The organism is Yersinia rochesterensis, from assembly GCF_003600645.1.
Lineage (GTDB): Bacteria > Pseudomonadota > Gammaproteobacteria > Enterobacterales > Enterobacteriaceae > Yersinia > Yersinia rochesterensis.
The window spans coordinates 314,303-335,749 of the sequence record NZ_CP032482.1 but is presented as its reverse complement, the minus strand read 5'-3'; the positions used below and the strand labels follow the sequence as shown (position 1 = coordinate 335,749).

Here is a 21,447-nt window from a genome sequence, read left to right as displayed (position 1 = left end):
GCCAACAATTCTCACACTATCGGGCATTCGCCTGAATTGTAAAATCACATCTCCAGCAATACCGCCAAAACCTGCTGCTGCTGCTCTTGATCATTAAAACAATCAACCGGCATAAGGTTGAATAACTCATAAAATCGGCGAATAAATCTATTGCGTGTCTTGGTGTCCGGCCCAGTAATCACTTCAATCCGGGGCTGTAGCCAACGGCTAAATAGCCAAGGCTGGCCCACCACCGCCAACACTTCATGCAGAATCACATCCCCCGCCACGCCACAGGCCCTCCCCATGTGATTGCAATGATCTTCCAGCCCTAAAAACATCAGCAAACGACGAAGTTGATACAATGTGGCGGCCAGACGCTCACCACGTTGAGGGGGCGGTTGAGAAGCTAAATCAAATGCCACCGCGCGCATTAATACCCGCACACGTTGCTGGCGCTGCGGCCAGCGGCTAACCTGCGAAAACCACTCTGCAACGGACAACTCATTTTGCTCAATACTTTGTGCGAACAATTGCTTGATAGCACCTAGCCCTTGGCTTTCCTGACTGCCCAGTTCGAACAAACCAAATAACTCGATTTCCCAGCCGCCCTCTTCCAATAGCGGTTCAAGTAATTGCGATAAGCTGCGGCGGCGTAACGGATTATTTTTGCTGTAGGCCAGCATCGCGGCCAGCAACAAGATTTGCTGCCCTACCGATAGCCCCCCGTGGCGGAGTTGGCTGGCAAGTGACGAAATATCCATATCCAGCCGGATATTCTGCGGTAGCAGAGAATCAGCGCTACCGGATAACTGGGAGATTAACTTCACCAGTAACTCTTGGCGACGTTGGCTGCGTTCCTCAGCTTCGACAGATTTTTGATCTTTTAATCGGGATCCCAAACTCAGCCCGATTTCTTCCATGGTTTCTTCCAATGCAGTTTGTCTGACCTCCAACAATTCCATGCTGGCTAACGCCATAATCGAGTGCGCGGGTGTTATTTCGCCATGAAGCTCAGATCCATGGAGTGACGAACCATGAACAGCAAGGGTTTCGGACACATTATGGGCATTTATCATGCTCGGCTCCTGATGAGATGAATTCCTGCTTTGGTGATTCCTGTAACCACTGAAGAAGTTGCGATAAATGGTGCTGAAGAGAAAGTGTGATTTGCAACATCGGCGAGCTTAATTGCGCCTGATCTGACGCCATTTTTTCATCTGCGATGCACCGCACTCGCGCCCCTAAAGCAGAGGCCACGGCAGAAAAATGCTGGGGATGAACACGCAGCATCAGCCCATGCAACACCTGCGCATCGTCGAGAGCCATTTTCTCGACTTGCGCCCCCAAGCGGTGGATGAGAATCTGGCTCGCCTCTTGCTCCCCGGCCCAAGCAGTTACCACCGACGCAATCGCCGCCAAAATAAGCTCCCGAGCCTGTGTAATCAGTACAGATTCCAGTTGCTCTGCCGCCACTAACCAGCTGACATGCTGCGCTAACACATCAATTTCCAGTTGGCTCCGCGTGTGTTCGAGCAGCTTATCCACCTGTTGTTGCGCCTGGGCCAGTAGCCGCGCACTCTCGGCCTGCGCGCTTTGCACTATGTCTGCTGCTTGCCTGTGAGCATCTGACACCCTATCGCGACACTGTTCCATTTCCTGTAACTGAGCCGCTGGGATAACACCGCCAAGAGGCAGTGAAAAATCAAATTTTTCCACTCGAATCTGAAAAGGATTCACAACAAACGCTCTAACCGGGTTAACCAATGATCAACCGAAAGGGATAGCGCCCGCGGCAAAGATAACGCCCGTGTTAACGGAGGTAACGAAATAGACATTGCCCGCCACACCACATCATCACCGCGGGCACCATGAGCAAGACTCTGCCCCAACCGCAAAGCAACAGCGGGCAATTGTTGTGGATTTAATCTGGCAGGAAGGTGGCCGCGATACCCCATCCCCATAAGTTGCTGAATATCGTCCTCACTTAATAGCGGCGAGAGTGACTGCCGGTAACTGCGAAAGCGCAGATAATCATCACACTGTAAATGAACCAATCCCAACGCCAAACAGCGGGCCGACAAGCGCTCAGATGCCACTATTTGACATTGCTGTTGCTGACTCAAGACGGCGGGCAGCGCCTGTTGAGGAAAGTTTCGCAAGCGATTTAGCTCCGCATTCAACGCGGTATCCAGCAATTGGCTGCGGCCATAACAATAACTTTCTGTGTTAACGCCAGCCGCCGCCAACCACAATGGATGGGCAAATTGGGCTGGCCGCCAGGCTAACTGATGCAAATAACGAATATCGGGAGTTAACGGCAATATCATCCTTTCCTCCGGCCATTTATCGCCGCAGATAGCGCAATAAGCAGGCGGTCGACAGCCCGACCAACAACACCAGCAACGCGCCTAAGACGATTTGTAATGTCGCGGCATGACGTAATAGCCATTGTAGGGCCGCTTCTGAGTGGCTTTGTTGCCGTGTTACCGGGGCAGTGAATCGATAATTAGCGGGCTGCATCACCACACTAATTTGTGAAAAATCAATCCCAGGAATACCATCGCGGACCAGGTTCTTAATTTGTGGCTGATAGCTCAGTAAATTGACCTCTGGCGAATATTTTATAAACACCGAGGCAGCATGGGGGACACTGCTTTTCCCGTCTGTCGGCGCTGGCATGGCAATGGTCACATCAGCTTGAATCACCCCATCCATATGGCTCAGCATACTTTCCAACTGTTGCTCTTTTAAATAGACCATTTTGGCCTGTTCTTGCCCCGGCGAAGTCACCAACTGATTCGACGGGAACAGCTGATCCACGGTGGCAAAGCGCTGGCGAGGAAAACCATGCTGGCGTAGCAGCTCCACCGCGTTAATAAACTGACTTTTATCGACATTCAGCCCGACCGTCCCGCCTTTCTCAGATTGTTTTTCCGCTTTGATTTGGTGCAACATCAATAACGCCAGCATCTGGTTAGCTTCCCCTTCCGACAGCCCGCTATACAACTCCATACCACAGCCAGAAAGCGACATCACGACCAGTAATAGCGCTACCGTGCGCCGCACCTGTTTCATTGCATATTGACCAATTTATTAATGTTTTGCCCGATAACACCGGCAACTTTAGCCGTCAAATCAATGGCTAATGTGGCATGCATCCATTCAGACTGCATGGATAACAATGGGTCTGGAGACATCATGGCCGTGGCCGGTTCAGTCGGCTGCATTAACTGAGCAAACTTAGCGATGTGCTGGACGTCGGCAGGTGGCTGAGAGGGGATATTCAATTTAACGGCGGCTTTGATAGCATCAATTTCCATCGGATAATCTCGCTTTAATAAAAATGTTTATCGCGCAGGTTTACATCTTGGCAGAACAAGCAATCCCTTGTTGCAACAAAGCCAACATGCCCTGAGCATCCTGAGAGGAGGAGGTCGCCAATAACGCCAATGCTTCAGTTTGGCGATTAAGCCCAAATAACAGCATTGCCTCACAGACTAAACGCACTTGAGGTTCAGGAATTAACTGGGGCAATACGTTAAGAATATCGCGAGCCTCTGCCAGCAAGCTGTGGTTGACTCCCGCCAATGCGGCCTCCACCACTAACTGGCGACAAGGAGCTGAAAGTAAAATCATATTTTGGCAATAATCCCACTGGTCATATCCTTAATTCCCTTCATCAAAGCACTGCTGAAATTGATATAAGATGAATACTGCTGCATAGCAAATTGCATCTTTAGCATATGCTCAGGATCCGAGGGATTACCGGATGCCATCTGGCTTTGAAAATCCTGACCAATCTTATTGATGCTTTGTGCCAGCCCATTCACTAATGCGTTTATGTCCATTAATCCTCCTATTCCATTAGCGACCGCATATGTGACGGACACTGCTGAAAACGGCGACGAAAACTATCAGAGAAATGAGCGTGATTACTAAAACCACACTCCAGGGCAATATCTGCCACGCGTAATCGCGTGGATAGCAGCAGCTCGCACCCTTTTTTCAGCCGTTGCTCCAAAAGCCATTGCTTCGCAGACATCCCGAACTTTTCATAAAATAGGAAATTCAATTTACGTGTCGAAATACCTAATTCATTGGCATAACGCGCAACTGTCCAGGGATTGAGGCGGTTTTTATCAAAGAACTCCAATAATTCATTATTAGTTCCGACAATTGATTCTAATAGTCTGGAGAAATACACCGGCTCCAGACCTAAACAATAAAGATAAAGAAATCGTAACGATGCACTTCGCTCAATATCAACTAACTGCTCAGCCGCGCAAATAATATCGTTATTAGCAGGTAATATCTTATAGCGTTCACAAACACTTGGGGGTAAGCGGAATTTATTCGGCTGCACCATCTTACTGGCTAAATCTTTGTATAGCGGTAAAAGATCGATAGAATGACATAATATTGAAATAAACGTACTTTGTGAAAAAGAGGACACACTCGCCTGCTCATCGGTAATCACTAAATTACCGGCAGGCACAGTATGGCCGACACCTTCAATGCGTAATATTCCCTCTTGCCGAAATAGAATAAATTTTATTGATTTCATCATATCCCTTCGAGTGTCATTGTCCTTGGACAAGAGTGACAAATAATACCGCTCAGGGTTATCCGTCTTAAACCTTAATCCCATTAATAATATTCTGTTGACTTTCTCCTGATAACTTAATGAACTCTTTAAGTGCGGCTAATATCTTCTTCTCCCCCGCAAGAGAGGCTAAGCTTTCGACAGTCTCTTTTTCAGTTGTGACCAATTTTGTTATAATAGCGTCTTTCGCATCACTGTCATGATTCATCCAGGTTCCTAAAGCCCCCGCCGCGACCACACTCATCATGGAGGTTAATATTGGGGCATAATTTTTAGCGAGTAAGCATAAACTATTATTAATAACCGGATGGATAAACCCTCCGATTACGCCGAGAGAAATCACAATTCCAGCTCTAATAAAATACGAAGTGAAGCGGGCAATTTTTTTAGCATTTATCGGTGATGCCTGGCAATGCCTAGCTAGCATAAAAACAGCTTGTTGTATGGCATCGCTGCCCATCGTCAGTTCTTCTTTATTTTGACTGGCGCAACTCCAGTTATGATAAGCACAGGCCAAATTAGACAGTGAGAGCATAAGATTTAAGCCCGCAATAACAGCAACAGGGGTTGCTACACCACCGCTACAAATACTGATCCCAACCCCGAAAACAAACGAAGTCAGAGAAATAATCGATTCAATCACATTAATAAAAAATTGTTTCTTAGCTAATTTTACTCTGGCACTTTTTAATTCAACAAGCTCACAGTCTTGAGTGTCACCTAATCTATTAACGCCAATATTTGCCTATTTAATAGCATTATTCTCAAGCTTTTTCATCAATTCAGTTAAAGCAAGAAGAATAGGTTTTTTATCATCAGATGCCGGATTGACACTTTTTTCCATAGAATTAAATGTGGAGATGACCTCTGGACACTGATTTATTTCGGATGCAGTTATTAGGCTCATAGTTATCCACCTTAAATATGGCTTATACGAACTGTATTATCTGTTTCAGATACTATTTAATAATTGATTGGCTTTTTCGGCCGTCGGAGCATATTCAGAGTTAAGATAGCTCATTTCAATGGCAGTTTGTAATGCTTCTCGGGCATCCGCTCCATTTCCCATGGCCTGTAAACAAACGGCCATTTGATAGACTGGTTCAGGATCTTGCGCCTCTAAAAGTAGTGCACAAGCATAAGCACTCAGCGCTAATGTAAACTCCTGCTGCATTTGCATGGCACCCGCCAAAGCCAAATGAAATTGCGGTTCTAGCGGGCAATGTAATGTCAGCCAAGAAAACTCCTCTATTGCAGCAATATAATTATCCACCAGCCAGGCCTGATAACCTCGTTCATATCTTGTATGCACCTCCTGAGGAGAAACATCCTGACTATCATTCATCATTTGTGTATTAATAATACCTTTGCACGTCAATGTGACATTTATTTTTTCGCAAATAGACTGTAACTTTTCGATATTATCCTCACTCATATCACCCCTTAGCTAACATCAAATAATAACCAATCATCACCATCAATATTTTTATTGAAAGCACCTTTGGCTATGAGCAACTTAATAAGGCGGCGACGTATTAACTGCAAAGTTGGGTTGGCAATATTATCAACAATCATCATTCTGATTATCGACAGGTCAGTAATACTCATACCTAATTGATGTAATAAATTAAATAATTTTAAAAAATCACCGGGCTGGCCATCATTATTTATGACCTCTAGATGGCAAATAATAAACTCACTGTGCTCAACCCGGTAAATGACACGATAGCCATAATGGAAAAACTCATGACCCATTTTAAATGCACTATTTTCAAAGTAAGCTATTTTGACTGTGCAGCCTTGATTACTTAAGTATTGTTCAGCATTACATGGGTTATATTTCATATATCATAACTTCACAGCCATGGAAATTTGGCCCATCATATTGCTTACGGCATTACACAAATCTTTCATGTTTTGGCGGGCTTCATTCATCTTATCCGACAACTCACTGATATTTTTACTATAAGATTGTGCACCAGTGCTTTGCAGATCACTGGTCATGCGTAGCAAATCAGCATTCCGCGCCATATCTCCTTCAACTAATTTACCGCTACCCGCACCAAGTTGCCCTAGCGCCGAGCCGCTATGTGTCGCAATATCACCGAGTTTTAAACTGGCCGCCGCCCCCACACCGCTAACCACACCCGAGAGAATAGTACAAACACCATTGGCAATGGCACCAGCCGCTGTTTTATCGATAGCTTCCCGCTTATTCTGCATTGAACTTACTTGAATATTCCAACCTAACATTTGTTGCTTTTGATTATAGGTATTCAATAAATCACGCATTTTTTTAAATAAAATATTCATTTGAAAAATGATATTGGACAAATCTGACAAGAAATTGGACAGGTCTGAGGTAAATTTATTTCCTATTTCTTCATTATCTTTTTCAGTAGCAATTTTATTTTGCTCAGGAAAAATTATTTTATGATTTACTGTCATATCCATAATAACCTCTCTATATCAATGAACTCGCAATACTGACCTGCAACATGCCATTCTGGCGGACATTGTCATTGAGTTTTGTCAATGTATCTTGCGCATCCTGGGACGTTTCTTTGAGTTGTTTAAGCTGATGCTGTTTATTTTTCTCTACCCATTCATCCATAAATTGAGTGAAATCTTGATCAAGAATTAATTTTTGAATCTCTTTTTGCAACCCGGAATTCTGAATAGATAACTGGCCATTATTAATTTGTACTGCCGCACTACTGCATTTTTGAATAATCAGTAAAGGTGACGTGGCAATATCTTTTAAAATGGTCTTAATTGATTTTTTCATAATCGCTTTGGTACATTGCCGGCCCAATTCTTCTGTGGTGAGAGTGACCCCTTTTTTTATTGCATCCTGAGCCAGTTTTTTCGTCACCCCACTCACCAGTTTTTCAATGCCTTCGTGGGTAAATGATTTAGTGATATTACGCACCAAAGTCATTTCCGCCTTTACCGCTTGCTTAGCCGCCGTCGACGCCATATTAGAGGCCTCAACCATTTCTATTTCCATCGCTTTCATTGAGATATTACGGCTGACCTGCTGACTCACATCTTTACCGAACTGCCCAGCCAACTGCTCAACTTCTTCAGTCGCTCCGCGTTTGATAGCATCAGTCAGTGCTTCGCCGCCGCCCTTTGTCAGCACATCACCCGCGCCTTGGGTCACCGCACGGGCAGCATTGATTGCGCGGCCCGCCTGAAACAGGTCAATGGCCATAGCAAAACATTCAAAGCCAAGTTGTACTTTTCCTGCAACATCAATAACTTCCTGACATTTTTCCTTTGATGCACCCAATAACATTGCCGTTTCTGCTGCAGCTTTAACCAAACCTGCTGTGCCCGCCGCTAAATAAGCGACACCCGAGGTAATGGCGACGGGATCGCCAGTTAATACGCCCTCAACAACCTTCAGCGCGCCATAAACCACTTCGGCAGCCCCGATAATCCAATCAAATACGGCATTGAAAATGCCCGCTTTTTTGGCTTTATCTGCCTGTTCAATCGCCTTATCAATCTGTTTTTGATATTCAGCGACGCGTTTATCGCGCAAGAAAGCCTGCACATCTGTGGCACGTTCCATTTGCTTGCCGATCGACTTGCACAAATCAGAGAAAATCCCAAGATTCAGATTTCCGGCCATCGACATAATGAGTTGCATATCCGTGCTGCCCAGTCGGTCAAGCGAAAGTCGGTTATTGCCCACTTCATTTGAACCCGAGCGCGGTAAAGATGTTAGCAAGCGATCGAGTGCGCCTTGGGCATTTTGTCGCGTCACTTTGGGCGAGTTTGTATTGGCATCTATTAAGGGAGGAAACCCAGCAATACCGCGCCAGTCAGGCATTTTTACCGGCGATAAAGCCGAGCTTTTACCCGCATTCACCATTGCACAATCATTCAGAAAAGTGGCTTTAACACCTATCGCATCGGGCATGTCATACCTCCAACCGTAAAGCCGCTAAGCCGCGCTCGGCTCGTTGTTTCACTTCAGTCCATTCAGTGTGCGAATGGCACCAATTCAATGACATGCGGAAAGCTTTTTCCGCATAAACTCGGTTATTGCAGGCCACATAACATTCCGCAGCAGAACAAGATGGGCGGGGGTCATCGACCTGAATTTGTCCCGCACGACTAAAGCAATAAATTGCCTGATGGAAATCAGCCGTTTGCTGATAACACGCCCCCAACGTCAGCCAATAAGAGAAATTCCAATGATCCAGTCGCACTAATAGATTTAATAGCTGCTTGGCACTGTTATATTCCCTTCCCTGGCATAACTGAACGGTGTATTCATATACCAATGCCAAATCTTGTGGGTTCATTTTGGTTAACATGCGCAGAGAACCGCCGCGCCTCATAAAATTAATAACCTCATCACTGGGTTGAATACTCATTTCACACCATCCTTACCCTCGCGATTGAGTTAGCAGAAACTTCGAGCAATCGTCATCAGTAAATCTTTTAAGCCGGTCTGCAATGTACTGATGTTATTGGAGCAAACGTTATAACTTTGCATTATTTTCTGTAACTGCAATTGATCCTGGCTCATGGTGTCCGTGGCCCGGCTCTTCTCATTATCTAATGAAGCTTTCACCGCCTGTAATTGCCCTTTATCCAGCTCTGGGCCATTCTTTTTTAAATACTCATCAATACTCATTCCATCAACGGTAATGCTATTTTTCCGCATAAAATCAATCACCGAATCAGGTAGCGGCTCTTTGGTTTTATCATCCCCTTTTGTCGCTTCGGCAATAACTTCATCAACACGGTTAGACATCTCTTGCGTATCACTGGCATATTTTGAGCGCGCCTGCATCTCTTTAAAATTAGAGCTAGCAATATTAGAAAGCACATCAAGAAATGAGTATAAGACTTTCAATCCCAGACTAAAGATATCATCAGAATCATTAACCGTATAAGGCGAGGAATGTTTAATTACATCATTTTCAGATGATTTGGCTGCATGTGCGGCAAAATACTTTGGCATATTGATATAAGTATTCGTTGGCATATAGATGCTCCTTCACTCCAATCGGAGTGATATTTAAGGAAATATCGTTACTGAGTATTCTCTGTAGCATTCATGTTTTTAAGCTGTGTTTCTAATTGTTTAAACTGTATGCTCATCTGAGAAATACAATCCATCATCTTGGCTTTTTCTTGTTTAAAACCATCAGGAAAAGCGGCATCCAGTCGTGATAATACTTCTCTTGCTTGACTATCATTATCTGCCCGCTGTTGCAGTAAGTTTATATGCTGTTGAAAAACCTTAAGTTTATCTAAGTCAGACTCTAACTTACTATACCTCCCCTGCAAATCACCCAGCATGTATTGAATAGGGTTACTATCATTCATATAATATATCCTTATCTATTCATGAGATATTAAATTAATTTTGTCTCATTCATTAATCAGTGTCTTTTATATTCACTGAATTTCTTTTAAAAATAGGCATAATAAATTGAATTACTTCTTATAACGGAGAGTTAAGGTTTCTATGATTTTTTCTGCACTACCCAATGCTAATAACATATCATTAAGATACTTATAATTCTCCGGTGTTTGCTGGAGAGACAACTGATGAATAACTAATGATTTTTCTTTCATTAGCAACGACTTTTTCTGCTGAATGGATAAAGAGTCATACTTAACACAATCTTCCAGGTCCGTAATATGTCTCATCAATTAATTCCCTATTCTCAAAAATCCATCGGTATTTGTACTAAGTTAGATGCTTTTAATAGGGAGATACTCTGCTCTCCAATCAAAATAACCTTATAACCATTTCCCAACACAGCACCTTGCTGCAAACGAACACCATTAGCCAGTTGCACAAATTTTGAATGGCTATTTCCACCATAACTAACAATCGCCGCAGGGAGGAGTTGAGTGGCCTGATCCGAGGCTGGGATATTTTGATATCTGACTGGAAATACATCAGGTTGTTGACTGAGTGTCGCTAGCATTAACCTAAGATGTTGCTGCTGCTCGAGTGACAATACGCCGCTAATAACGATCTCTTTATTACTTTGCGTCATAGTTAGATAACTTAATAATCCCAATTCTTTGAAACGATCAATCAGAAGTGGGATTTGGCCATCATGAGGATTAATAACCGTCCAACCTTTTAAACCTACAATGGTTGCTAATGCTTCCTGAACACTTAACCATTTCGCCCCCATCTCAATAGCACCCTGGATAGCAACATATCCTGTTTTTTTACCGGCCTTAACGTCTATATCCTGATAACCATACTGGTGTAATACCTCACTGACACTGGCAATTAACCTATCATCACAAACTAGTTGATTACGAAATACCACATGGTTCGAAATCAAAAAATTCTGCAACTGGATAACTGCTGGGGATGATGCACAGTGACCGCTCAATACAACACTGCCATCAGCTAGCCAGGCGGCATTTACGCCCTCCAAAGTGGGCCTTTTTAATTGTTCCAATAATTGTGTTGGGATAGAGGGAGGAAGATAAGAAAAAAGCCGATTCGATTGCTGTGTAAACCAAAATATAAAAGAGAATAACAAGCCTAATAAGATAAATATCGCCACAGATAAGCATAATAACAAGCGAGATCCTGAACGGCGGGTCACTCTTATTCCGCTCAAAACATCTTTCTCCTCGCCGAGCACCAATGCTAAACCCGCTGTTTCAATGACTTGCCGTAAAGGAACGGGTTGTTGTAAATCATGCCGCAAGCCATTAATCCAAACAACACCCGACACCTGTAGCATTATTTGGTTCTCGCTGATTATCAAGGTTAATATTTTCCCCTGATGTAATGGCAATAGCACATCAGCCCCCTGCTCCCCCAGAGTAAACACTCCCTCAGGCAAAATCAGTTCGCGGCCATTGAGTTCACCATCCAATATGCGAAGCTTGAATTGTACTACCATATTATTCCCCTGTGTTAATCGGTACGGCTTTGATTAAAAACAACCGAACAACACTGTGGGATTGCTTATTGGTATTACGAAACAACCCACCTAATAAAGGAATATCACCCAATAAGGGTATTTTATTTTGTGATTCAATTTGTTTATCTTGAATGAACCCACCCAAGAGTAAACTTTGTCCAACCCGCAATGTAGCTTGGGTTGAAATATCTGAGTTTTGTATTTCTGGTAAAGGTTCACTGCTACTGATTGATGCCTGTTGTTGTCCATCCTGAATATTAAGGTTAAGTAGGACTTCTTTCACACCATCAGAATCAATCATCCTTGGCGTTACTCGTAATAATGAACCGGATGTTATTGACTCAAGTTTTGCCACCTTATCACCTTGCAGTTTTGTATAAAAAGTCACATTTTTATCTAATACTGCTTGGATATTATTCAAGGTAACTACTGATGGGCGAGATAAAACTCGCGCGCGTGAGTTCTTTTGTAACGCATTCAGGCGCACCATAAAGTTTCCGCTATCCCCTATCACGGTGGAGAATCCATTGGCATTATTTTGAGGTTCCCCACTGTTAAATGAGATACCGGTTCCACCAATGGATGTGGATGCTGACCAATCGATACCAAGCTGACTGATATCCCCGGCATCAACATCAATGATCGTCACCGAAATTTCTATTTGGACAGGCCGTAAATCCAACTGTGTAATCAAACTACGATAAAGCGGCATATTCGCCTGGCGATCGCGAATAATAATCGCATTCTGCCGAGGGTCTGCCGAAAAAAGTGGCGTGCTGGCAGGTACACCCTCTGTTTCCTTTTCGCCCCCCAAAGATAGATGATTACCTGCACTCATTTCTCGTAGCACACTAACAAGGCCCGGTAATTTAACTTGTTGATCCCTATACTGGTAGTTAGAGTCAGCAGCAGAAGCATATTTTAACTGGAAGACTTTCACTGTTTCTTTATTTTGGTTTTGCTCACGAACTTTCGCGGAAAACATTTTAGTCAGAGAACTCACACGCTCAATGCAGACTGGCACCCCCGTAACTTCAATAACATTAAGTTGCGAAATAGCCTTTACAGTACAGTTTTTAGCCGCAGGTACACCACTTTGATTTAGATATTTTATTAAGGAAGCCGTTGACAAGCTTTCAGGAGATATAAGCTCCCTTTTAATAGATTGAGTTTTGTAGAAGTAGAGGATATCACCGTCATAATACCAAGTAATATTGTATAGCCCAGCCAGCTCGGACAATATTTTCTCGGGTGTTTTATCCCGTATTTTGCCACTAAATTTTTCAGTTATTTCTGGGCTAACGAACACAGGAATTCCATAATTTACCCCTAGATCCTGTAATAAATGAGTGACCGTCATACCTCGACTATAAATAAAAAAAGGTTCACCTTGCCAAGGAATATCTTTCCCATTGACTTGAAAAATAAAAAAAAACAATATTAAGCCAGCAATTTCTTTCATACAGCCACCTTGCTGACATCTATTTTATGTTCACTTAGAATACGTTTTTTAGGTGCTTTAAGTGGAGTTGCCAATGAGCTAAAGACATCAACTAACTCATTGATTTTATGCAGTTTTATTGATAATTTATGATGTTCATCATCAATGTTTATTCTGTCACTAATAGTATGCCGATACCAAAGCCACCAATCGTTACTCTTAAGTTGTAATGCAAAGTCTTGCGTATCCTCAAGAGCCATTAACATGAGAGAAATATAATAAATCGTCGAGTCGGATATCATTTTTTTTTCAATAAAAAAAAGCCCAATACAAATAGAATGGTCATAATCCATCGCTTTGGCAGGGATACCATTCAATGTAAAGTGCATAATTTGAGTATCTGATAAATTAATATCTTTAATTAACGCCTGCATTTTCAATATTTCTAACATTGACAATAACTCCAGCAACACCACGATTCAATTATCCTCTATAATCAAATCTCCGTTATAAGGTTAAAACCTGATTTACTCATAATTCATAATTAAACGAATCTATAACGAGCAGTAATGAAATCAGTGTAATTCTTGATATCATTTTTAGGCTGTGGCGTACTAAAAAAAACAGTCAGGTGACTTCATGGAAAATTCATCATCACTCGTCACTCGATTGACATTCTTACTCGGTATAACCTTAACGGCTATTTGGCTAATTTCAATTGCCACAACAGCATTCTTTTCATATGAAGATATACGTCAACGGTTAGTAAATGAATTAACACACATGGCGTCATTACGCGCAGATTTAAGCAATTACCAATTTGAAGGGGCTGAACGGGATGCTATCTCGCTGATCAACCGTCAAACTCATCATCAAATGAACTGGGGATTCCCTATACCGCTTAAAGGCGAGAATATGAATAATACTCTCGTTAACTCAATAATATGTAATACCCCACAGTCGAAGCATGACCTTCAAGTAACACAGGCTTATGGCACTTCAGGTCAAACCTATTATCTTGATAGTTTTACGATTAAAAGAAATCAGGGGATTACAATATTTAAACCGCAAGACGCATCTAACGATTATTTGCAGCAACGCCGCAAAGAGCTAATTTTACTCCCTGTGTTTCCCACCCACGATAATATTTTTTGGGGTGCACCCACGTATACAAAAAAAAGTGGCTGGCATGTTTCTGTTGCCGCCTGTGATCAAGAAGGTTCGTTAGCCGGATTCTCATTAAAACTAAATGAATTAGTCACTAATAATCAATCAATTGAGCAGAGAGACATTAACTTATTGCTGGATAAGAATGGTGAGTTATTACCTCTTTATCAACAGAATATACCGTCAAACCAGTTATATGAAATTCTCCGTCAGTTGAAAAATAATCCCTTACATGATGGTTGGCAACAAACACCAGATTATTTAGTGCTAAGAACTCAGCTGAAAGGCCCTGGCTGGCAACAATTAGTTATTTATCCACGAATAGGTTTTGCCTGGGAAGCAGCAAAGCCCTCATTGCATCAACTCCCTTTTGCATTAGCTATTTTGCTGTTACTCACCCTGGCGCTTTCTTTATTACTACGATATTACCTGGCTATTCCCTTATGGAATTTTGTCAATATCATTGGTGCCACTGGCCCACATGCGATGGAGCCGAGATTACCCGTTAAACGCATGGATGAATTAGGTCATATTGCTCGTGCTTACAATAATTTACTAGATACATTGAATGAGCAATACGACACACTAGAAATGAAAGTAAAAGAACGTACACTGGCATTAGCAAAATCGAAATTAGTCGCCGAGCAGGCAAATCATCGTAAGAGTATTCATCTAACAACAATAAGTCATGAAATTCGTACTCCCTTAAATGGAACTCTAGGTGCAGTCGAATTATTACAAAATACCTATCTAACACCTGAACAATATCGGCTAGCAGAAACGGCTAGCCAGTGTTCGCACTCATTGTTGGCGATAATTAATAATCTTTTGGACTTTTCGCGTATTGAGTCTGGACAATTAACACTGTCCCAAGAGAAAACGGCGTTATTACCTTTGCTGGATCAGGCAATGTTAACTGTTCACAGCCAAGTTCTCAGTAAGTCTATTGCTCTCTCTACTTATGTCAGCTCAGATATCCCTCTAGAGCTTGAGCTGGATAGTCAGCGCCTAAAACAGATCCTGATTAACCTATTGGGCAACTCGGTTAAATTTACACAACAAGGAAGTATAAGCCTCACTGTTGAACGCAAAGGCCAACAACTCTGCTTTACTGTTGAGGATACCGGCTGTGGCATTGATTTACAGGATCAACAGAAGATATTCCGCCCTTTTATTCAGACTTACGACCATAGGCAAGGGACGGGCCTGGGACTGACTATTGCGGATAATCTGGCCAAAATGATGGGGGGGCACATTACGCTTTACAGCAAACCAAACTCTGGGAGCCGTTTTTCATTAACTCTGCCGTTTAATGGAATAACCCCCGCGATGCCTTTTAAGGGGGAATTCTATGCCCCCCTCTCACCATTACAGACGCAATTATCTGCTTGGGGTATAACCTGCCAATCGAAAAATAACCAATCTAACTCCCTCCCATTGACGCTGTTGGCGGAGAAAGAATTATGTTACTTACCAGGCCGTTTATATACCAAAGTAAAACAGTATTTGGATAATAAAAGACACGCTACTCCTTACCAGCCAGAAATACGACATACTCTCCCGCTACAACCTTGGCATATGAATATATTGCTGGTCGACGATGCAGAAACTAATCGTGATATTACTGGTATGATGCTGCGGCAATTGGGGCATAACATTACGCTGGCGGAGAGCGGCGAAGTGGCGCTGCGTATCGGGCAGAGTCAACATTTTGACCTGGTGCTGATGGATATTCGCATGCCAGGCATGGATGGCCTGATGACAACTCAGCGCTGGCGTAATGATGCAATTAATCTGGATAACCGCTGCATGATAACAGCGCTTAGTGCGAACACTAACCCTGACGAAAAAATAAGGGCTTATCATGCAGGGATGAATCATTATATTTCTAAACCCGTCACATTCAGTCAATTAGCTAAGGTTCTGGATCTGACGGCACAATTTCAACTCGAACGTGGGATTAATCTCACTCCACAAATAACTACGCCCCAACCATTATTGAATCTAGCTGACGGCTCACTTCGATTGAAAATATTAAAATCACTACAAGACTTACTGCAACAAGCAAGAAACTCGCTTACTCATACCCCCACATTATCAGACTGTCTTCACACTCTAAAAGGCTGTGCCGGGCAAGCAGGATTAATTGAATTGCAAGACGCCGTTATCCAACTGGAAATAGCCATTGATACTAAGAAAGTAATTACACAGGAAGATATTACCCACCTCGAAGAGATAACCCATTGGCTATTTCAGCCACAAGGCCCCGTGGCACTATTTAAATTATCAGGTAAAGGATTCACTTTATGAACACAAAACTATTAATTGTCGATGATCATGAGCTGATTATTAATGGCATTAAAAATATGCTTGTTGCTTATCCACGCTATCAAATTGTCGGCCAGGCAGATAATGGGTTGGATGTGTATAACTTGTGTCGTCAAACCGAGCCAGACATTGTCATTATCGATTTAGGACTACCCGGAATGGATGGTCTTGATGTCATTATTCAGCTTCTCCGCCGCTGGCCCACCATGAAGATCTTGGCATTGACTGCTCGTCATGAGGAGCATTACGCCAGCAGAACACTCAATAATGGTGCGCTAGGGTATGTTCTGAAGAAAAGCCCACAGCAAATCTTGCTGGCAGCTATTCAAACTGTCGCTGCGGGTAAGCGCTATATTGACCCCGCACTGAATAGCGCCTTACTGAGTAAATTGGCTCAAGGTGGTGAGGCTAATCAAACCATCTTGACGCCACGCGAGCGACAAATATTAAAACTGATCACCGAAGGTTCATGTAATCGTATTATCGCAACTCAACTTTCGATCAGCCAGAAAACCGTTGAAACCCACCGCCTTAATATGATGAAAAAACTGGATGCACATAAAGTCGCGGAACTGATTCACTGGTCATATCGCTTAGGTTTAAATGAATAATGTCCACGAATTAACTACATGCTCATCTTTGGTCGGAACGCCCAATAAAAACCCCCCTGTTAGTCTCGCTCCAACAGGGGGGTTTTAACTGATAAGTAATTTATGATAGGTAGCTATTTTGGGCTGCTAGCTATTTTTGACAAATAATAAAGGGCTTAACCGCTAGCTTTGAACCGGTATCTGTTTCGGCGCAAACAATGCCTTCTCATAAGCCAGGGCTTTCTTATCATCAAACTGATTTTCCCACTTGGCGATTACCAGCACCGCTAATGCATTCCCTACCACATTCAGTGCGGTACGTGCCATATCCAGAATACGATCAACGCCAGCAATAAAGGCCAAACCTTCCAATGGAATACCGACACTGCCTAATGTCGCGAGTAAGACAACAAAAGAGACGCCCGGAACACCGGCGATGCCCTTTGAGGTCACCATCAAGGTCAACACCAGAATAATCTCTTGCCCAAGGGACAGCTCAATACCGTAAAGTTGGGCAATAAATATCGCCGCAATACTTTGGTATAACGTGGAGCCATCCAGATTAAATGAATAACCGGTCGGTACCACAAAACTGGTAATCGCTTTTGGCGCACCATAAGCTTCCATTTTTTCGATAATTCGTGGCAATACAGTCTCAGAACTGGCCGTGGAATAGGCCAGAATCAACTCATCCTTCAGAATTCGAATTAATGTCCAAATGCGCAACTTACATAATCGGGCTACGGTACCTAGCACCACCAATGCAAAGAACAGGATGGCGGCGTAAACCAGAACAACTAACTTGGCGAGTGGAATAAGCGATGCAAAACCAAAGTTGGCGACGGTCACCGAGATCAAACCAAACACCCCGATAGGCGCATAACGCATAATCATGTGTGTGACTTTGAACATGCTTTCAGATACAGCTTTAAACACATTCAACAGTGGTTCTTTGGTTTCTTTTGGCAATGAAGACAGCCCTAAACCAAACAACACTGAGAAGAAAATAATTGGCAACATATCGCCTTTTGCCATAGAGGCAAAGACATTGGCAGGGATCAGCGACAAGATAGTACTAACCAAACTGTGGCTACCACTTTGCACTTGTTCAGTGGTTTTTTCATATTGGGAGATATCAACCACGGTCAACGCAGACATATCAATACCGTGCCCTGGCTGGAACACATTCGCCAAGGTGATCCCGACAATAATAGCAACAGTAGTGATCACTTCGAAATAGATGATGGTTTTTAGGCCAATTCGCCCAAGCTTCTTCGCATCACCAACACCTGCGATGCCCACTATCAAGGTTGAAATAACAATCGGCACTACAATCATTTTAATTAAGCGAATAAAAATATCGCCCGCTGGGCTTAAAATATTACTAACTAACCACTCTCTTGATTCAATTTGGCTATGCAGAATTGCACCAACCAAAATACCCAACACCAGTGCAATGAGTATTTGCCAGGCCAGACTTATTTTTAAACTTTTCATACCCTAAAAATTCCTCAAAGCATTCAATAAAAGGCAAGTTACCAAGCACCTCAAATAGAATACTTAATCATTAAATACGGGGCTATAGTTGATGAAACCTGTGGTTCAGCCTCCCGCCAGCCGTCCACGTTATAAATCAGTATCATTTCCAGGCACTCCTCTGCAAGCCTTGTTTACACTAAGCCTACATCAGACCTGCGCCGGGTTTCGGTGAAAATAATCATTAATTCCCAGTAAATATTTGTTATTTAAAAAGTAAAATTCATCAATAGCAAATAACAGCTTAACTGGGTAGTAGGAAAAATGAGCGAAATTAAATTACTGTATAATCCATTATTATGTTTGGTTTTATGCTTTATTTTGTTTGTATTTTGTTAAAACCGATTGCAGTAATTCTCCGCCTATTTGGGATATTACACAACCAAATCTGGCTTTTATTAAGAAAATTCTCAAAAGATAATTAGAAAAATAAAGATATTAAAATGCATATTTATGCCATTCATAATTTTATTTTTAATGGCATATTTCAATCTGAAATATATATAGTTTTTTAATTACAGAAAAATATTAGAATAATATTTCTCATTCAGATGTAAATTAATACATTATTTTCTAGTTAACCATTAATACCATATCGTGTTAATCACGCTGCGTTAATATCCCTGATCAGGTAAGCCTGTCAATATCCCCTTTTCATACTGAAAATGAGCCGATGAGCACATTTTCTTTCCTTTATAGCATGTCCAGATAGTGCCTCTTCTATCATTAAGATATCGATTCACCACTCAGCGCATTAAGTAAGTCTCTAAATCAACATCTTTTATGCGTGATCTGCCGCCCAAAAAAGAAACAAAACATCCATTCACACTATAACTAACTATTTATTGACATATTATTAACAATCTCAAGGAGAATGATAATGAGCCAAATACATAAACACCCTATTCCAGCTGCAATTGCAGAGCATGCCCTGATAAATCCAGAACAATATCATCAATACTATCAACAATCAGTGCAGAACCCAGATCAATTCTGGGGTGAACATGGCAAGATTATTGATTGGATTAAACCGTATAAAACGGTGAAGAATACCTCTTTCGACCCCGGTCATGTCAGTATCCGCTGGTTTGAAGACGGCACATTGAACCTTGCGGCAAACTGTCTAGACCGCCACTTGGCAGAGCGCGGTGATCAGACCGCGATTATCTGGGAAGGCGATGATCCTAATCAGTCTAAAACCGTTACCTACAAACAACTTCACCATGATGTTTGCCAGTTCGCCAATGTGCTGAAAAAGCTGGGAATCAAAAAAGGTGATGTTGTCGCTATCTATATGCCAATGGTGCCAGAAGCTGCTGTTGCGATGCTGGCTTGTGCTCGTATTGGTGCCGTTCACTCAGTGATTTTTGGTGGGTTCTCACCTGATGCTGTCGCTGGCCGTATTATCGACTCTAACTCAAAACTGGTGATTACTGCCGATGAAGGCATCCGTGCTGGCCGTGCAATTCCACTGAAAAAAAATGTCGATGAAGCACTGAAAAACCCTGCCATTACCAGTATCAAGAATGTTGTTGTATTCCAACGTACCGGTAATACCGGTTATTGGAAAGATGGACGAGACCTATGGTGGCATGACCTGATTAAAGACGCCTCGCCCGACTGCCCGCCTGAAGAAATGAATGCAGAAGATCCTCTATTCATCCTTTATACCTCCGGGTCAACCGGTAAACCGAAAGGGGTATTACATACCACTGGCGGTTATTTGGTTTACGCCGCACTCACTTTTAAATACGTTTTTGATTATCACCCTGGCGATATCTACTGGTGTACCGCAGACGTTGGCTGGGTTACTGGCCATAGCTATTTACTGTATGGCCCACTGGCCTGTGGTGCTATTACCTTAATGTTTGAAGGTGTGCCGAACTATCCCGGTGTCAACCGCTTGGGTCAGGTCATTGATAAACATCAAGTTAACATTCTGTATACCGCACCAACCGCTATCCGCGCTTTAATGGCCGAAGGTGACAAAGCCATCGAGGGGACTAAACGTACTTCGCTGCGCATCATGGGGTCAGTTGGCGAGCCTATCAACCCAGAAGCATGGGAATGGTATTACAACAAAATCGGTAACAGCAAATGCCCGATAGTTGATACCTGGTGGCAGACTGAAACCGGTGGTTTCATGATAACGCCGCTCCCCGGTGCTACGGAGCTGAAAGCAGGTTCCGCGACTCGCCCATTCTTTGGGGTTCAACCGGCGCTGGTAGACAATTTGGGTAATCCACAAGAAGGTGCAGCCGAAGGTAATTTGGTCATCACCGACTCGTGGCCGGGCCAGGCCCGAACTTTGTTTGGCGATCATGACCGCTTTGAACAAACCTACTTTTCAACCTTCAAAGGCATGTATTTCAGTGGTGATGGCGCGCGTCGTGATGAAGATGGCTATTACTGGATAACTGGCCGGGTTGATGATGTTCTGAACGTTTCAGGCCACCGTCTGGGCACCGCCGAAATTGAATCAGCGCTAGTTTCGCACCCAAAAATTGCCGAAGCCGCTGTTGTGGGTGTTCCGCACAATATTAAGGGACAGGCAATTTATGCCTATATCACCTTGAATCATGGCGAAGAACCCACGCCAGAGCTGTATACCGAGGTACGCAATTGGGTGCGGAAAGAAATTGGCCCAATCGCCACACCCGATATCTTGCACTGGACTGACTCACTGCCAAAAACGCGTTCGGGAAAAATCATGCGCCGGATTCTGCGCAAAATCGCGGCTGGCGATACCAGCAACTTAGGGGATACCTCAACGCTCGCCGATCCGGGTGTCGTAGAAAAATTACTGGAAGAAAAACAATCAATGCAAGCACCGTCGTAAATTATGCCGCCTGCGGGCGGCACCTTATTTAA

At 43.0% G+C, this 21,447-nt stretch carries 25 protein-coding genes; 3 read left to right on the top strand and 22 right to left on the bottom strand.

The features are described from left to right. Positions 1-44 precede the first annotated feature (44 nt). The 21 genes from DXZ79_RS01615 to DXZ79_RS01520 form a co-directional block, all read right to left on the bottom strand. On the bottom strand, positions 45-1,058 hold the full coding sequence (locus DXZ79_RS01615) for a TyeA family type III secretion system gatekeeper subunit (RefSeq protein ID WP_038637045.1): 1,014 nt from the start codon (positions 1,056-1,058) through the stop codon (positions 45-47). Then, positions 1,042-1,719 carry a type III secretion system stator protein SctL gene (gene sctL, locus DXZ79_RS01610; protein ID WP_042562533.1) on the bottom strand — a complete coding sequence of 226 codons (678 nt, stop codon included), beginning with the start codon at positions 1,717-1,719 and terminating at the stop codon, positions 1,042-1,044. The genes DXZ79_RS01615 and sctL overlap by 17 nt, the downstream gene beginning before the upstream one ends. Further along, positions 1,716-2,309, bottom strand: coding sequence for a type III secretion system domain-containing protein (locus tag DXZ79_RS01605; protein WP_038637047.1), 594 nt, complete (start codon positions 2,307-2,309; stop codon positions 1,716-1,718). The genes sctL and DXZ79_RS01605 overlap by 4 nt, the downstream gene beginning before the upstream one ends. 16 nt (positions 2,310-2,325) lie before the next feature. Further along, positions 2,326-3,057, bottom strand: coding sequence for an EscJ/YscJ/HrcJ family type III secretion inner membrane ring protein SsaJ (gene ssaJ / locus DXZ79_RS01600; protein ID WP_038637049.1), 732 nt, complete (start codon positions 3,055-3,057; stop codon positions 2,326-2,328). Further along, positions 3,054-3,302: a type III secretion system inner rod subunit SctI gene (gene sctI, locus DXZ79_RS01595; RefSeq protein WP_038637051.1), complete on the bottom strand. Its 249-nt coding sequence runs from the start codon at positions 3,300-3,302 to the stop codon at positions 3,054-3,056. Before sctI ends, ssaJ begins: the two co-directional genes overlap by 4 nt. 40 nt (positions 3,303-3,342) lie before the next feature. Next, positions 3,343-3,618 (bottom strand): EscG/YscG/SsaH family type III secretion system needle protein co-chaperone, encoded by a 276-nt coding sequence (locus DXZ79_RS01590; protein ID WP_038637053.1) that lies wholly within the window; start codon positions 3,616-3,618, stop codon positions 3,343-3,345. Beyond that, positions 3,615-3,830: a type III secretion system needle filament subunit SctF gene (gene sctF, locus DXZ79_RS01585; protein ID WP_032820403.1), complete on the bottom strand. Its 216-nt coding sequence runs from the start codon at positions 3,828-3,830 to the stop codon at positions 3,615-3,617. The genes DXZ79_RS01590 and sctF overlap by 4 nt, the downstream gene beginning before the upstream one ends. A gap of 8 nt (positions 3,831-3,838) precedes the next feature. Continuing rightward, positions 3,839-4,546, bottom strand: a complete 708-nt coding sequence (locus DXZ79_RS01580) for a helix-turn-helix domain-containing protein (protein WP_038637055.1) — start codon at positions 4,544-4,546, stop codon at positions 3,839-3,841. A 67-nt stretch (positions 4,547-4,613) separates the two neighbouring features. After that, positions 4,614-5,228 carry a hypothetical protein gene (locus DXZ79_RS01575; protein ID WP_244942308.1) on the bottom strand — a complete coding sequence of 205 codons (615 nt, stop codon included), beginning with the start codon at positions 5,226-5,228 and terminating at the stop codon, positions 4,614-4,616. Positions 5,229-5,330: 102 nt separating this feature from the next. Continuing rightward, the gene (locus DXZ79_RS20620) at positions 5,331-5,492 is read right to left on the bottom strand and encodes a hypothetical protein (protein ID WP_162928712.1); all 162 of its coding nucleotides are present in this window, start codon (positions 5,490-5,492) and stop codon (positions 5,331-5,333) included. 45 nt (positions 5,493-5,537) lie between these two features. Beyond that, entirely contained in the window at positions 5,538-6,020 is a 483-nt protein-coding gene (locus DXZ79_RS01570) for a tetratricopeptide repeat protein (RefSeq protein WP_038637059.1), read from the bottom strand. 8 nt (positions 6,021-6,028) lie between these two features. After that, positions 6,029-6,430: a type III secretion system effector protein SseE gene (gene sseE / locus DXZ79_RS01565; RefSeq protein WP_038637061.1), complete on the bottom strand. Its 402-nt coding sequence runs from the start codon at positions 6,428-6,430 to the stop codon at positions 6,029-6,031. 3 nt (positions 6,431-6,433) lie between these two features. Further along, positions 6,434-7,039: a type III secretion system translocon protein SseD gene (gene sseD, locus DXZ79_RS01560; RefSeq protein ID WP_038637063.1), complete on the bottom strand. Its 606-nt coding sequence runs from the start codon at positions 7,037-7,039 to the stop codon at positions 6,434-6,436. A 10-nt stretch (positions 7,040-7,049) separates the two neighbouring features. Next, complete coding sequence (sctE, locus tag DXZ79_RS01555; RefSeq protein ID WP_315850458.1) at positions 7,050-8,468, bottom strand: type III secretion system translocon subunit SseC family protein; 1,419 nt, start codon at positions 8,466-8,468, stop codon at positions 7,050-7,052. A gap of 49 nt (positions 8,469-8,517) precedes the next feature. Next, positions 8,518-8,976, bottom strand: coding sequence for a SycD/LcrH family type III secretion system chaperone (locus DXZ79_RS01550; RefSeq protein ID WP_038637067.1), 459 nt, complete (start codon positions 8,974-8,976; stop codon positions 8,518-8,520). A 29-nt stretch (positions 8,977-9,005) separates the two neighbouring features. Next, positions 9,006-9,593 (bottom strand): type III secretion system translocon protein SseB, encoded by a 588-nt coding sequence (sseB, locus tag DXZ79_RS01545; protein WP_050291530.1) that lies wholly within the window; start codon positions 9,591-9,593, stop codon positions 9,006-9,008. 47 nt (positions 9,594-9,640) lie between these two features. Beyond that, positions 9,641-9,937, bottom strand: a complete 297-nt coding sequence (locus DXZ79_RS01540) for a chromosome partitioning protein ParA (protein WP_038637069.1) — start codon at positions 9,935-9,937, stop codon at positions 9,641-9,643. A 111-nt stretch (positions 9,938-10,048) separates the two neighbouring features. Further along, entirely contained in the window at positions 10,049-10,264 is a 216-nt protein-coding gene (locus DXZ79_RS01535; protein WP_120011006.1) for an EscE/YscE/SsaE family type III secretion system needle protein co-chaperone, read from the bottom strand. 17 nt (positions 10,265-10,281) lie between these two features. Then, on the bottom strand, positions 10,282-11,493 hold the full coding sequence (sctD, locus tag DXZ79_RS01530; RefSeq protein ID WP_120011005.1) for a type III secretion system inner membrane ring subunit SctD: 1,212 nt from the start codon (positions 11,491-11,493) through the stop codon (positions 10,282-10,284). A 1-nt stretch (position 11,494) separates the two neighbouring features. Next, a complete protein-coding gene (locus tag DXZ79_RS01525) occupies positions 11,495-12,976 on the bottom strand; it encodes an EscC/YscC/HrcC family type III secretion system outer membrane ring protein (protein ID WP_120011004.1) in 1,482 nt (493 codons plus the stop codon). Continuing rightward, on the bottom strand, positions 12,973-13,407 hold the full coding sequence (locus DXZ79_RS01520) for a hypothetical protein (RefSeq protein ID WP_120011003.1): 435 nt from the start codon (positions 13,405-13,407) through the stop codon (positions 12,973-12,975). Before DXZ79_RS01520 ends, DXZ79_RS01525 begins: the two co-directional genes overlap by 4 nt. Positions 13,408-13,594: 187 nt before the next feature. Here DXZ79_RS01520 and DXZ79_RS01515 point away from each other — a divergent pair, with 187 nt between their 5' ends. Then, positions 13,595-16,432, top strand: a complete 2,838-nt coding sequence (locus DXZ79_RS01515) for a two component system sensor kinase (protein ID WP_042562531.1) — start codon at positions 13,595-13,597, stop codon at positions 16,430-16,432. Next, entirely contained in the window at positions 16,429-17,061 is a 633-nt protein-coding gene (locus DXZ79_RS01510; RefSeq protein ID WP_038637077.1) for a two component system response regulator, read from the top strand. The genes DXZ79_RS01515 and DXZ79_RS01510 overlap by 4 nt, the downstream gene beginning before the upstream one ends. A gap of 162 nt (positions 17,062-17,223) precedes the next feature. On the opposite strand, the gene gltP is transcribed toward DXZ79_RS01510, so the two are convergent. After that, the gene (gene gltP, locus DXZ79_RS01505) at positions 17,224-18,537 is read right to left on the bottom strand and encodes a glutamate/aspartate:proton symporter GltP (RefSeq protein WP_038637080.1); all 1,314 of its coding nucleotides are present in this window, start codon (positions 18,535-18,537) and stop codon (positions 17,224-17,226) included. A gap of 919 nt (positions 18,538-19,456) precedes the next feature. On the opposite strand from gltP, the gene acs reads away from it, so the two are divergent. Then, entirely contained in the window at positions 19,457-21,415 is a 1,959-nt protein-coding gene (gene acs / locus DXZ79_RS01500; protein ID WP_038637082.1) for an acetate--CoA ligase, read from the top strand. Positions 21,416-21,447: the final 32 nt, after the last annotated feature.

Excerpts from the sequence above, each read along its gene's own strand:
- DXZ79_RS01615 (WP_038637045.1), bottom strand. The coding sequence starts at position 1,058 with ATGATAAATGCCCATAATGTGTCCGAAACCCTTGCTGTTCATGGTTCG.
- DXZ79_RS01605 (WP_038637047.1), bottom strand. The coding sequence starts at position 2,309 with ATGATATTGCCGTTAACTCCCGATATTCGTTATTTGCATCAGTTAGCC.
- ssaJ (WP_038637049.1), bottom strand. The coding sequence starts at position 3,057 with ATGAAACAGGTGCGGCGCACGGTAGCGCTATTACTGGTCGTGATGTCG.
- sctI (WP_038637051.1), bottom strand. The coding sequence starts at position 3,302 with ATGGAAATTGATGCTATCAAAGCCGCCGTTAAATTGAATATCCCCTCT.
- DXZ79_RS01590 (WP_038637053.1), bottom strand. The coding sequence starts at position 3,618 with ATGATTTTACTTTCAGCTCCTTGTCGCCAGTTAGTGGTGGAGGCCGCA.
- sctF (WP_032820403.1), bottom strand. The coding sequence starts at position 3,830 with ATGGACATAAACGCATTAGTGAATGGGCTGGCACAAAGCATCAATAAG.
- DXZ79_RS01580 (WP_038637055.1), bottom strand. The coding sequence starts at position 4,546 with ATGAAATCAATAAAATTTATTCTATTTCGGCAAGAGGGAATATTACGC.
- DXZ79_RS20620 (WP_162928712.1), bottom strand. The coding sequence starts at position 5,492 with ATGAGCCTAATAACTGCATCCGAAATAAATCAGTGTCCAGAGGTCATC.
- DXZ79_RS01570 (WP_038637059.1), bottom strand. The coding sequence starts at position 6,020 with ATGAGTGAGGATAATATCGAAAAGTTACAGTCTATTTGCGAAAAAATA.
- sseE (WP_038637061.1), bottom strand. The coding sequence starts at position 6,430 with ATGAAATATAACCCATGTAATGCTGAACAATACTTAAGTAATCAAGGC.
- sseD (WP_038637063.1), bottom strand. The coding sequence starts at position 7,039 with ATGGATATGACAGTAAATCATAAAATAATTTTTCCTGAGCAAAATAAA.
- sctE (WP_315850458.1), bottom strand. The coding sequence starts at position 8,468 with ATGGTGAATGCGGGTAAAAGCTCGGCTTTATCGCCGGTAAAAATGCCT.
- DXZ79_RS01550 (WP_038637067.1), bottom strand. The coding sequence starts at position 8,976 with ATGAGTATTCAACCCAGTGATGAGGTTATTAATTTTATGAGGCGCGGC.
- sseB (WP_050291530.1), bottom strand. The coding sequence starts at position 9,593 with ATGCCAACGAATACTTATATCAATATGCCAAAGTATTTTGCCGCACAT.
- DXZ79_RS01540 (WP_038637069.1), bottom strand. The coding sequence starts at position 9,937 with ATGAATGATAGTAACCCTATTCAATACATGCTGGGTGATTTGCAGGGG.
- DXZ79_RS01535 (WP_120011006.1), bottom strand. The coding sequence starts at position 10,264 with ATGAGACATATTACGGACCTGGAAGATTGTGTTAAGTATGACTCTTTA.
- sctD (WP_120011005.1), bottom strand. The coding sequence starts at position 11,493 with ATGGTAGTACAATTCAAGCTTCGCATATTGGATGGTGAACTCAATGGC.
- DXZ79_RS01525 (WP_120011004.1), bottom strand. The coding sequence starts at position 12,976 with ATGAAAGAAATTGCTGGCTTAATATTGTTTTTTTTTATTTTTCAAGTC.
- DXZ79_RS01520 (WP_120011003.1), bottom strand. The coding sequence starts at position 13,407 with ATGTTAGAAATATTGAAAATGCAGGCGTTAATTAAAGATATTAATTTA.
- DXZ79_RS01515 (WP_042562531.1), top strand. The coding sequence starts at position 13,595 with ATGGAAAATTCATCATCACTCGTCACTCGATTGACATTCTTACTCGGT.
- DXZ79_RS01510 (WP_038637077.1), top strand. The coding sequence starts at position 16,429 with ATGAACACAAAACTATTAATTGTCGATGATCATGAGCTGATTATTAAT.
- gltP (WP_038637080.1), bottom strand. The coding sequence starts at position 18,537 with ATGAAAAGTTTAAAAATAAGTCTGGCCTGGCAAATACTCATTGCACTG.
- acs (WP_038637082.1), top strand. The coding sequence starts at position 19,457 with ATGAGCCAAATACATAAACACCCTATTCCAGCTGCAATTGCAGAGCAT.